Origin of the sequence: Bradyrhizobium sp. Ce-3, assembly GCF_022835695.1 — a bacterium.
GTDB lineage: Bacteria > Pseudomonadota > Alphaproteobacteria > Rhizobiales > Xanthobacteraceae > Bradyrhizobium.
Map to the genome: position 1 here is coordinate 188,675 of NZ_BQUV01000012.1, position 11,331 is coordinate 200,005.

12 protein-coding genes are annotated in these 11,331 nt (G+C 66.5%); 8 read left to right on the top strand and 4 right to left on the bottom strand.

Going from position 1 to position 11,331, the window contains the following annotated elements; translation table 11 throughout:
• Positions 1–48: 48 nt before the first annotated feature.
• Complete coding sequence (locus tag BRSPCE3_RS33380; RefSeq protein WP_244070963.1) at positions 49–858, bottom strand: IclR family transcriptional regulator; 810 nt, start codon at positions 856–858, stop codon at positions 49–51.
• 111 nt (positions 859–969) lie between these two features.
• Positions 970–1,425 (bottom strand): hypothetical protein, encoded by a 456-nt coding sequence (locus tag BRSPCE3_RS33385; protein ID WP_244070965.1) that lies wholly within the window; start codon positions 1,423–1,425, stop codon positions 970–972.
• A 70-nt stretch (positions 1,426–1,495) separates the two neighbouring features.
• Here BRSPCE3_RS33385 and BRSPCE3_RS33390 point away from each other — a divergent pair, with 70 nt between their 5' ends.
• From BRSPCE3_RS33390 to BRSPCE3_RS33410, 5 genes are all read left to right on the top strand, one after another.
• On the top strand, positions 1,496–2,281 hold the full coding sequence (locus tag BRSPCE3_RS33390; RefSeq protein ID WP_244070967.1) for an ATP12 family chaperone protein: 786 nt from the start codon (positions 1,496–1,498) through the stop codon (positions 2,279–2,281).
• A 64-nt stretch (positions 2,282–2,345) separates the two neighbouring features.
• Positions 2,346–3,929 carry a flagellar hook-length control protein FliK gene (locus BRSPCE3_RS33395; protein WP_244070969.1) on the top strand — a complete coding sequence of 528 codons (1,584 nt, stop codon included), beginning with the start codon at positions 2,346–2,348 and terminating at the stop codon, positions 3,927–3,929.
• Positions 3,926–4,189 (top strand): EscU/YscU/HrcU family type III secretion system export apparatus switch protein, encoded by a 264-nt coding sequence (locus BRSPCE3_RS33400; RefSeq protein WP_021081624.1) that lies wholly within the window; start codon positions 3,926–3,928, stop codon positions 4,187–4,189. Before BRSPCE3_RS33395 ends, BRSPCE3_RS33400 begins: the two co-directional genes overlap by 4 nt.
• Positions 4,190–4,320: 131 nt before the next feature.
• Entirely contained in the window at positions 4,321–5,133 is an 813-nt protein-coding gene (blaOXA, locus tag BRSPCE3_RS33405) for a class D beta-lactamase (protein WP_244070970.1), read from the top strand.
• 83 nt (positions 5,134–5,216) lie between these two features.
• Positions 5,217–5,873 (top strand): carboxymuconolactone decarboxylase family protein, encoded by a 657-nt coding sequence (locus BRSPCE3_RS33410; RefSeq protein WP_244070972.1) that lies wholly within the window; start codon positions 5,217–5,219, stop codon positions 5,871–5,873.
• Positions 5,874–6,057: 184 nt separating this feature from the next.
• Here BRSPCE3_RS33410 and BRSPCE3_RS33415 read toward each other — a convergent pair whose 3' ends face one another.
• Positions 6,058–7,413: a PLP-dependent aminotransferase family protein gene (locus BRSPCE3_RS33415; protein WP_244070989.1), complete on the bottom strand. Its 1,356-nt coding sequence runs from the start codon at positions 7,411–7,413 to the stop codon at positions 6,058–6,060.
• 154 nt (positions 7,414–7,567) lie between these two features.
• Here BRSPCE3_RS33415 and BRSPCE3_RS33420 point away from each other — a divergent pair, with 154 nt between their 5' ends.
• Positions 7,568–8,488 carry a DMT family transporter gene (locus tag BRSPCE3_RS33420; RefSeq protein ID WP_244070974.1) on the top strand — a complete coding sequence of 307 codons (921 nt, stop codon included), beginning with the start codon at positions 7,568–7,570 and terminating at the stop codon, positions 8,486–8,488.
• A gap of 85 nt (positions 8,489–8,573) precedes the next feature.
• Here the strand turns inward: BRSPCE3_RS33420 and BRSPCE3_RS33425 are convergent, their stop codons facing one another.
• The gene (locus BRSPCE3_RS33425; protein WP_244070976.1) at positions 8,574–8,984 is read right to left on the bottom strand and encodes a DUF4260 domain-containing protein; all 411 of its coding nucleotides are present in this window, start codon (positions 8,982–8,984) and stop codon (positions 8,574–8,576) included.
• A 159-nt stretch (positions 8,985–9,143) separates the two neighbouring features.
• Here BRSPCE3_RS33425 and BRSPCE3_RS33430 point away from each other — a divergent pair, with 159 nt between their 5' ends.
• Together BRSPCE3_RS33430 and BRSPCE3_RS33435 are read left to right on the top strand one after the other, a co-directional pair.
• On the top strand, positions 9,144–10,676 hold the full coding sequence (locus BRSPCE3_RS33430) for an acyl-CoA carboxylase subunit beta (protein ID WP_244070978.1): 1,533 nt from the start codon (positions 9,144–9,146) through the stop codon (positions 10,674–10,676).
• Between the two features lie 106 nt (positions 10,677–10,782).
• The gene (locus BRSPCE3_RS33435; RefSeq protein ID WP_244070980.1) at positions 10,783–11,130 is read left to right on the top strand and encodes a hypothetical protein; all 348 of its coding nucleotides are present in this window, start codon (positions 10,783–10,785) and stop codon (positions 11,128–11,130) included.
• Positions 11,131–11,331 lie beyond the last annotated feature (201 nt).

Sequence of the window (11,331 nt, forward strand, 5' to 3'; positions counted from 1 at the left end):
ACACAGGATCGGCACGAGCGCGAGGCTTACTTCGAAAAACGAGAGTATTTATTCCGAAAAATGAGAATATGAGAATTCTTCTTCATGATCCTGTAGGATGGTCTCGGACAGCAGCGTTGCTGCCTCCTGCAATGGGGCGATGAATGCGTCGAGCCCGGCGAAGCCGACCCGCGCCGCCGGCACGGAGACGCCGAGGCACGCGATTAGATCCCCGTCCGGTGAGACGATCGGCACCGCGCAGCCGACGACGCCCCGCACGAATTCCTCGTTGGTCTTGGCCCAGCCCCTTCGCCGCGTCTCCTCGAGCAATGCCAAGAGCGCGTCGGGATCGGCGATGGTGGTCGGGGTGTAGCGGACGAGCGGGAGTGATCTGACCAGCCGCTCGCGGACCTTCGCGGGCAGCCGGCTCATGTAGATCTTGCCCGTCGACGTACAATGCAGCGGTGCCGCTTCGCCTGGATTGAACTGCAACGCCTGCTGCTGCTTGGAGCGAACGCTGTCGACATAGACCACGACGTTGTCGCGGACGACGCCGATCTCGCACTGCTCGCCGATGCGGTCGGCCACCGCACTCAGGACAGCATGCCGCCGCACGGTGCGAAACGCGGCACCGATCGTCTTGGCGGCGAGTGTCACCAGTCTGCTTCCGACCACGTAGCGCTTGGTGCCGAGCGCCTTCTGGATCAGGCCCCGGGTTTCGAGATTGCCGATCAACCGATGCGCGGTCGGAAGAGGGAGGGAAAGCGCTGTGGCGATCTCGGCTGCCGACAGCGCCTTCTTCTGTTCGGCGACAAAGGTCAGGATCGCGATGGCCCGATCCAGTGGCCCGTCATTGGAGCTGTCAGGTTCGTTGGCCACGATCCATTCCTTTGCGTCGATGCCGCCCACCAGCCTTACAGCAAAGCAAGCGGAAAGGCTGCCTCCAGTTCGCGATGCGCGGCGGTTGGCACATCCGCGGATCGTCGTGGCCTAGCGCCGGAACTGGACAAGGAACATCCGCAGCGAATCGTGCGGGCTCTCGACGTCCGAAATCACCCAGCCGTCGGGACTGTTGACGACGACGAAATTGAGCGTGACCGCGCGGCCTTCATTGTCGAATGTCACCGTCACGTCGGTCCTGTCGAACTGCCGGCGCGGGATTGCGATCGAGATCGGGCCGAGCCGCCAGCTCGGGCTCTGCACCAGGAAATCGTAGGGCGCATCGTGCAGCGCGGTCCAGGCGCGGCGCAGGGCGGGGTCGAAGAAGCGCCGGGCCGTCTCTTCGTCCCGCGGCAGGCCGTTGGAGAATTCGGCGCTGCCTTGCCCATAATGGGCGTAGACGTTGCGGATCAGCGATTCCGGCGACCGGAACCCGGCGCAGGCGGTGGCGGCCGCGAAAACCGCCGCAACCAGCGAAAAACCCGCGAGGAAGTTGGCGCGTCCCATCAGCTTTATTTGCCGTTGCCGCTGACATATCTTGCAGGGAAATCCTTCCGAACGAAAGCCGGCCGGCGCGATGCGCGAACTCTTCGACGATATCCCTGAACAAGCCCCGCTCGACCCGCAGGAGGCGGTGCGGCGCCACATCCGCACGCCCCAGCGCAAGCGCTTCTACACCAGCGTGGGCGTTGCCGAGGCCGATGGCGGATTTGCGGTCACGCTCGACGGCAAGCAGATCCGCTCGCCGTCCGGCAAACCGATCGTGGTGCCGACCCGGGCCATTGCCGATGCGGTCGCGGCGGAGTGGAATGCGCAAGGCGAGACCATCGATCCCATGACCATGCCGCTGACGCGCCTTGCCAACAGCGTGATCGAGGGGGTGATCGATCGCGTCGACGAGGTCGCCGACGATGCGGCAAAATTCCTCGGCAGCGATCTGCTGTTCTACCGCGCCGGCCATCCCGAGACGCTGGTGGCGCGCGAGGCCCAGCATTGGGACCCGATCCTGTTCTGGGCGGCCGATGCGCTCGGCGCCCATTTCGTGATGGCCGAGGGCGTCATGCATGTCGGCCAGCCCGAGCCCGCGGTCAGGGCGGCGCGTGCGGCGTTCCCGACCGATCCGTGGTCGGTCGCGGCACTCCACGTGGTGACGACCCTGACCGGCTCGGCGTTGCTGGCGCTGGCGCTGGCGCTTGGCGCCCGCGACGAGGACCAGGTCTGGGCCGCCGCCCATGTCGACGAGGACTGGAACATCGAGAAATGGGGCGTCGACGAGGAGGTGGCGGCGCGCCGCGCCGCCCGCCAGCTCGATTTCAAGGCCGCCGCCGGCGTTCTCAGGCAGCTCCGGCCGGCTGCCGGTTAACGAGGGGTTTACGGCGCCGGGCTAGCCTGCGGCATGTCCCTCGCGTCTGGCCGAGACCCCTGACATGGCACTCGCCATCAATCCCGTGCTGCCGGTGCTTGCCTCGAAGGAGGCCGACAGCGTTGCGCCTGATCTCACGCTTGAGGCGGGCAGCGTCGTCAATGCGCAGGTGCTGAAGGTCTTGTCCGCCGACCTGGTGCGGATCGCGATCGCGAGCCTGTCGATCGACGTCCAGACCGAGGTGCCGCTGCAGCAGGGCCAGACCCTGCAACTCGCGGTCTCGCAGGGCAATGACGGTGGCGTTCGCCTGCAACTGGTCGGACCGGGCGCGGACAGTGGCGATGCGGTGCAGCTGTCGCCACAGGCGGCCAACGTCTCGTCGGCCGCTCAGCCCGCTGTCGCGGCGCCGAGGGTTGCATTGACGCCGCTCGAGCGCGTCACCATCACCGCGACGGCGCAGCATGCGGCCGCCGTGCAGGGCAGCCAGGCGCCGCTGTTCGCCAATCTCGCTGCGGTCGTATCAGCCAATCTGCCGCCCAAGCTGCAGGCCGCGATCGCGCAGGTGCTGGCGCAGCAGACCGGCCTCGACGAGAATTTGAGCGGCGACACCGTCAAGACCGGCTTCCAGAAATCCGGACTGCTGTTCGAGGCGACGCTGGCCTCGGGCATAGCGCCGGCGAGCAGCAGCGCGCCCGACCTGAAGGCCGCGCTGATCGTGCTGCGCCAGGCGCTGACCTCGCTCGGCGCCGGAGAGGCCGCCAAGCCGCCATCCACGCCGTTGCAGCAGCCGGCGCTTGCCAATGTCGGAACAGCTCCGAGCCTCGTGCCGCCGTCCATGCCCGAGCTCGAAGTTCAGGAGATCTTGCTGCCGCAGGCGCGCGTGCCAGTTGCCGAGGATATGACTCGCAGCGCTACGAGCCTCGCCGGCGCGCTCGCGGAGGCGCTCGATGCCGGCCCGTCATCGGGCGGTGCGCTCAATCTCATCCAGGAAGCGCTGCACGAGCTCGGCAATCCGGCACGGCAGGGCGCCGCGCCGCGGGAGATGCTACCCGGCGATATGTCCGCACGCGGCAGCACGCCGCCACCGCCGCTTCACGGCGCGCTGCCGTCGGCCCAGCCCGTTGCGGAGCCGTCGATTGCGCCTGGCACGCCACTCACAACCGCCGCGCATCGCCTGTTGGAAAACACCGACGCCGCACTTTCGCGGCAGACGCTGCTCCAAATCGCCTCGCTGCCCGATCGTGGCGACGGCACGCGCCCGCAGCTCGACGCCATGGTGCCGCGCTGGAATTTCGAGATCCCGTTCCTGACCCAGCAGGGCACGGCGATGGCGCAGTTCGAGATCTCCCGCGACGGCGGCGGCAACGAGGTCGAGGCCGCCAAGCGGGTGTGGCGGGCGCGCTTCACGCTCGACGTCGAGCCGGCCGGGCCGGTGCACGCGCTGGTCTCGCTGACCGGCGAGCGCACCTCGGTGCGGATGTGGGCCGAGCGTCCCTCGACCGCCGCGCAATTGCGCGCCGGTGCTTCCGAGCTGAGCCAGGCGCTGACCCGGGCAGAGCTTACGCCCGGCGACATCGAGATTCGCGACGGCAGCCCACCGCAGCCTGCGCCGGCGCGCGCCGGCCATTTCCTGGACCGCGCATCATGAGCGAGACGCAGAACCAGCTCGCGGTCGCGCTGCATTACGACCACGCCGGCGCGCCGCGCGTGGTGGCCAAGGGCAAGGGCGCGATCGGCGCCAAGATCATCGAGGTCGCCAAGGCCAACGACATCCCGATCGAGGAGAACGAGGTCTTGGCCGGCGCGCTCTCCAACGTCGAGCTCGGCGACGAGATCCCGGCCGAGCTCTACAAGGCCGTCGCCGAGGTGCTGGTGTTCGTGCTGCGAATGTCGGGACGGGCGCGGTAGCATAGCGTTTTCAAGCGAAGTGGGCACCGGTTCGCGTGAAGAAAGCGCGTCAGACAAGAGAGCCTCATTGCCATCCTTTCACCACGATGGCATCAGCATCGTCGTCAACCCGAACAAGCTCAGGTCCTGTCGTGATCCATCGCCGCCATGCGCTCGGTCTGCTTGCCGCCGCGAGCATCCTGCCACAGCGCAGCTTCGCCAACGTATCGTACCAGCGCAGCGAGTTTCGCGAGGATCTGCAAAAGCGGTTCTTCGATCTCGGAACTGAAGGCACCTTTGTCGGCTACAAGATCGACGACTATCTGATCATCGCCAGCGACAAGACCCGCTCGGGCGAGGGCAAATTGCCGGCCTCGACCTTCAAGATCCCGAACGCGCTGATCGCGCTCGAGACCGGCGTGGTGCAGGACCCCGACAAGGACGTCTTCAAGTGGGACGGCACAACCCGCAGCATCGAGGCCTGGAACAAGGATCATACGCTGCGTTCGGCGATCGCGGTGTCGGCATTCCCGGTGTTCCAGGAGATCGCCCGCCGGATCGGCGAAGAGCGGATGAAGAAGTATGTCGACATCATCGACTACGGCAACCGCGACATCGGCGGCGGCATCGATCAGTTCTGGGTGGCGGGCAGCTTAAGGATCGATCCGGTGCAGCAGATCGATTTCCTCGACCGGCTGCGCCGCGGCGTGCTGCCCGTCGGCAAGCGCAGCCAGCAGCTGGTCTGCGACATCCTCCCTGTCACCAAAGTCGGTGACGCCGTCATTCGCGCCAAGACCGGCCTCACCGACAAGGAGCACGGCTCGCTCGGCTGGCTGGTCGGCTGGGCCGAGAAGGGCAGCGACGTCACGGTGTTCGCGATGAACATGGACTGCAAGACCCAGGCGCAGATCGACGCGCGGATGAGCGTCACGCAGCAGTGCCTCACCGATATCGTCGCGCTGTGAGGGGCTGACTTGCGCGCGCCGCGGCTGGTCGTGACCTCGCGCCTCCACTAGCATCCTCCGATAAAAGCAAATCGGAGGAAATCATGCATTCGGCAACCGTCTGGCTTTCGTCGCTCACGCTGGCCGCGGCCGGTGGCTGGCTCGCGGCCACGATGTTCTCGGCGCCGGCCACCAGCAAGGAGCCGCGCTTTCCGCAGCTCACCATGGATCAGCTCAACGACCAGCAGAAGCCGCTCGGCGAGCAGATCATGAAGGTGTCGAGCGTCGGCATCGGCGGGCCCTACAATCCGATCATCCGCAGCCCGGTGCTCGGCCAGCGGCTCTACGATCTGTTCTATTACCTGCGCTGGCAGACCTCGGTGCCGACCAGGCTCAACGAATTCGCGATCCTGATCATCGGCCGGCAGTGGCGCTCGCAGGTCGAATGGTTCGCGCACGCGCCGCTCGCGGCCAAGGCCGGGCTGTCGGCCGATGTGATCGCCGAGCTCAAGGCCGGCACCCGGCCGTCGAAGATGGCCGACGATGAGGCCGTCGTGTACGACTTCGTCACCGAGCTGACCACGACCAAGAAGGTCTCCGATGAGACCTATGCGCGAGCCAAGAAGTTCTTCAACGACCAGCAGATCGTCGATCTCACGGCGCTCGCCGGCAATTACGTGATGGTGGCAATGATCCTGGCGATGGCCGAGGAGACGGTGCCGCCGGGCAAGGAAGAGCCGTTCAAGGTCGGCGAGAAGTAGCGAAGCGCACTCCGCTTCACCTCGCCCCGCTTGCGGGGAGAGGTCGGATCGCATCGCCAGATGCGATCCGGGTGAGGGGGAGCCTCCGCGAACGCAGCAATTGCCGAATGTGCGGACGTAGCCCCTCACCCCAACCCTCTCCCCGTAAGAACGGGGAGAGGGAGCACTACGGCGATCGGTTCGACTAGCGCGCGATCGCGCGCTGCAACGCCGGCATCAGTTTCGGATCACGGCATTGCGCGACGTTGAAGCGCATGAAGCCGGTGGCCGATTGCGTGGTCGAGAATACGTTGCCCGGCGCCAGGACGATGTTGTCGGCGAGCGCGGCGCGCGCCACGTCGGCGGAGTCGCAGCCGTCGGGCAGGCGGCACCAGAGCTGAAAGCCCCCGCGCGGCATCAGCCACGGCTCGATGCCGATGCGCTGCAGCTTCTCGCCGACGTCGCGGCGGGCGCGCACCAGCCGCCGGCGCAGCTGCTCGACGTGCTTGCGGTAGAAGCCGGTCGCGAGCACGCTGGCGATGATTTCGGTCGCGACCGCGCAGGGGCCGCCGAACCCGGTCGCGACCTGCAGATCGACCAGCTGCTCGATCCAGTCGGCGCGCGCCGCGATGAAGCCGCAGCGCAACGATGCCGACAACGTCTTGGAGAAGCTGCCGATCCGGATCACGCGGTTCAGCCCGTCGAGCGCCGCGAGCCGCGCCGACGGCTCCGGCTCGAAATCCGCGAAGATGTCGTCCTCGACGATGGTGAGGTCGTAGGCGGCAGCAGCATTCAGCACGCGGTGCGCGGTCTGCGGGGACATCGTCGCCCCGGTCGGATTGTGCAGTCCTGAGACCGTGATGTAGAGCCGTGGCCGGTCGGCTTCGAGCACCGCCTCGAAGCGTGCGACATCGGGCCCCGACGGGGTGTACGGCACGCTGACGAGCTTGACCTGATGGGCGCGCAGCAGCGCGCGGAAATTGAAATAGCAGGGATCGTCGACCAGCACCGTGTCGCCGGGCCGCAGCAGGAAGCGGCAGATCAGGTCGATCGCCTGGGTGCCGGACATCGTCAGCAGCACCTGCTCGGGCGACACTTCGAGGCCCTCGTCGGCGAACCGTGCCATCAGCATGCGGCGCAGCGCCAGCGAGCCGCGCGTCGCGCCGTAATCGGCGAGCACGGCGTCGTCGGCCCGCGCCAGGCCGCGGAATGCGCGCCGCAGCGCCTCGGTCGGCATCCAGTCGGCGGGCAGCCAGCCGCAGCCCGGCTTCAGCGCGCCGCTCGCGGCGTCGAGCGATTGCCGCGACACCCAGAACGGATCGACGGCGCGGTCGTGCTGCGGCTGGTCCTTGGCCAGCGAAAGCGGCGGCAGCGCCGCGGAGGAGACATAGAATCCCGAGCCCGGCCGCGCCCGGATCAGGCCCTCGGCAGCGAGCCGGTCATAGGCCTCGACCACGGTCGAGGGCGAGACGCCCATGGTCGCGGCAAAGCTGCGGATCGAGGGCAAGCGGTCGTCGGCGGCGAGCGCGCGGCTCGCGATCCTGGCGCGGATCGCATTCATGACGTCGGTGGTCCGGGTCGCCTTCGGCGCGTTGGATGGCTCTCGCAAGTGTATGCCTACCTTTACCCATACAGTTTGGCGATATTGTACTGATCCGTAGCTGCCTTGGCCAGCCCGCCGCCGCTATCCTCGCTTGCGAAAGATGAGGTGCGCGATGAGCGATTCGAAGACATTGTCGGGGAAGACGTTGTCAGGGAAATCCTGGACGGGCAGTAGCGGCACCTCGCTGGAAGGCTGGGGCAGCGGCCTGCTCGGCGTGATCATCTTCAGCGGCTCGCTGCCCGCCACCCGCGTCGCGGTCGCCGGGTTCACACCGCTGTTCCTGACCTCGGCGCGGGCTGCGATCGCGGCGCTGCTTGGTGCTGTGCTGCTGGCGGGGCTGCGGCAGCCCTGGCCGCAGCGCAGGGACCTGGTGTCGCTGACCATCGTCGCCCTCGGCGTCGTAATCGGCTTTCCGCTGCTGACTGCGCTCGCGCTGCAGCACATCACCTCGGCACATTCGATCGTGTTCATCGGGCTGTTGCCGCTGTCGACCGCGGTGTTCGGCGTGCTGCGCGGCGGCGAGCGGCCGAAGCCGCTGTTCTGGCTGTTCTCCTGCATCGGCAGCGCGACGGTCGGCGCCTTCGCGCTGTCGGGCGACGGATCGGCGTCGCTGGCCGGCGACCTGCTGATGGTCGCCGCCATCATCGTCTGCGGCCTCGGCTATGCCGAGGGGGCGGCGCTGTCGCGGCGGCTCGGCGGCTGGCAGGTGATCTCCTGGGCGCTGGTGCTCTCGATGCCGGTGGTGCTCGTGATGACGATCATGACGCTGCCGCCGAGCTGGCAAGGCATCGGCGCGCCGGCCTGGCTTGGGCTCGCTTATGTTTCGATCTTCAGCATGCTGGTCGGCTTCGTGTTCTGGTATCGCGGCCTTGCGCTCGGCGGCATCGCCAGCGTCGGCCAGTTGCAGCTGTTGCAGCCGTTCTTCGGCCTCGCGCTCGCCGGGCTGCTGCTGCATGAGCCGGTCGCCTGGTCGATGATCGCGGCGACCATGCTGGTCGTCGCCTGCGTCGTATTCGCGCGCCGCTTCGCCTGAGCAAGTCGGTCCTCTCTGATCGAAAGTGAAGACGTGGATGCCCGGCTCAAGGCCGGGCATGGCGCGTTTGAAAAGGCGGAGGGCGCTACGCCGGCTCCTGCGCTTTCCCGATCCGCCCGAGATGGGTGAAGCCAAAGCCTTTGGAGTATTTCAGCCCGTAGCCGAGGGCGCGGTCGATCCCGATATGGGCGAGCCAGATCATCGCGATCGAGAGCACCAAGGGGCCTTCGCCGGCAAAGCCCAGCGTCATCAGCGCCACCGGCGCCAGATAGGTGTGGGCGGCGTTGTAAGCGATGGCGCCGGCCCGCGGGCTGATCAGGTAGGCGGCGAAGCTGATGTCCGGCACCAGGAACAGCAGGACGTAGATCAGCCAGGAGCCTTCCCACTTGTAATAGAGCACGGTCATCCCGACGAACAGCACCAGCCCCTCCAGCCGGAGCAGGGTGCGCACCCCGCCGGTCGCAGCGCCGGTCTCGGCCGTGGTCGTATCAGTCATCGCTGTCTCCCCAGATGTCGGAAAATCCTACCGTTTTGGCGCCCAAACCTGCCCACAAGCGCCTTTCCGGTTCCGAAATGGCCGTGCTAAAGCCATTCCGAACGAAGCGGACCTGGCTCGCGCCGGTCCGCGGACTGTAGCTAACACGGGCGGAAACAAATGAAAGACATCCTCGATACCCTCGAAGAGCGGCGCGCCGGCGCCAAGCTGGGCGGCGGCGAAAAGCGCATCGAGGCGCAGCACGCCCGTGGCAAGCTGACCGCCCGCGAGCGGATCGAGCTGTTGCTGGACAAGGGTTCGTTCGAGGAATTCGACATGTTCGTCGAGCACCGCTCGACCGAGTTCGGCATGGAGAAGACCAAGGTTCCCGGCGATGGCGTCGTCACCGGCTGGGGCACGGTCAACGGCCGCAAGACCTTTGTCTTTGCCAAGGATTTTACCGTGTTCGGCGGCTCGCTCTCCGAAACGCACGCGCTGAAAATTACAAAACTTCAGGACATGGCGATGAAGGCGAGGGCGCCGATCATCGGCCTCTATGACGCCGGCGGCGCGCGCATCCAGGAGGGTGTCGCCGCGCTGGCGGGCTATTCCTATGTGTTCCGCCGCAACGTGCAGGCCTCCGGCGTGATCCCGCAGATCTCGGTCATCATGGGCCCCTGCGCCGGCGGCGACGTCTATTCGCCCGCGATGACCGACTTCATCTTCATGGTGAAGAACACCTCTTACATGTTCGTCACCGGCCCGGACGTGGTGAAGACCGTCACCAACGAGGTGGTGACCGCGGAGGAGCTCGGCGGCGCCTCGGTGCACGCGACGCGCTCCTCGATCGCCGACGGCGCGTTCGAGAACGACGTCGATGCGCTGTTGCAGATGCGCCGCCTGATCGACTTTCTGCCGTCGAACAACACCGACGGCGTGCCGGAGTGGCCGAGCTTCGACGATATCGGCCGCCTCGACATGTCCTTGGACACGCTGATCCCCGACAATCCGAACAAGCCCTATGACATGAAGGAGCTGATCCTGAAGGTGGTCGACGAGGGCGACTTCTTCGAGATCTCGGAGACCTTTGCGAAAAACATCGTCACCGGCTTCGGCCGCATCGCCGGCCGCACCGTCGGCTTCGTCGCCAACCAGCCGATGGTGCTCGCGGGCGTGCTCGACAGCGATGCCTCACGCAAGGCGGCGCGCTTCGTCCGCTTCTGCGATGCCTTCAACATCCCGATCGTCACCTTCGTCGACGTGCCGGGCTTCCTGCCCGGCACCGCGCAGGAATATGGCGGCCTGATCAAGCACGGCGCGAAACTGCTATTCGCCTATTCGCAATGCACGGTGCCGCTCGTCACCATCATCACCCGCAAGGCCTATGGCGGCGCCTTCGACGTGATGGCCTCGAAGGAGATCGGCGCCGATCTGAACTACGCCTGGCCGACCGCCCAGATCGCCGTGATGGGCGCCAAGGGCGCGGTGGAGATCATCTTCCGCTCCGACATCGGCGACCCCGACAAGATCGCCGCGCGCACCAAGGAATACGAAGACCGCTTCCTGTCGCCCTTCATCGCCGCCGAGCGCGGCTACATCGACGACGTGATCATGCCGCATTCGACCCGACGCCGCATCGCGCGGGCGCTCGCGATGCTCAGGGATAAGAAGGTCGAGATCCCCGCGAAGAAGCACGACAATCTGCCGTTGTGACGAGAGCGTAGGGTGGGTTAGCGCAACCGTAACCCGCCAACTTCGCTCCGCACGATCCGCGGCGGGTTACGGCTTACGCCTAACCCGCCCTACAGGTTTCAGTCTGATGACCGAAGACGAGCCGGCCGACGAGATTTCCGAGATCGAGGCGCAGATCGAGGAGCTTGCCGAGAGCGCCGAGCGATCCCGGCGGATCATTCTCGGCTCGAAGATCGCGATCGCCGGCGGGTTCGTCTTGTTGTTCACTGCGCTGCTTGGCCTGTTCAGTTCCGGTGAGACGGCAGCACTCGGATCGATCGCGCTGGTGCTCGGCGGCATCGTGTCGCTCGGGTCGAATGTCAGCACGCTGCGGCAGACCGAGGCCGCGATCAGCACCGCCGAGGCGCGCCGCGCGCGGCTGATCGGCGGCATCGACCTGCGCCTGGTGCACGACGCGCCGCTGAAGCTGATGTGACGGAGATCGTTTGTAGTTTGTAGCCCGGATGAGCCAACGGGGGGCGCCTACGCGCCCAGTGGCCATCCAACACAGTCGGTGTCGTCCCTGCGAAAGCAGGCAACTGTTATGTTGAAGGGGCTGTCCGATAGGGCTTTCTGTCGCGCATCATGGCGTTGAGGATGGTGAGCAGCTTTCGAGCAACGGCAATGAGGGCGAGCT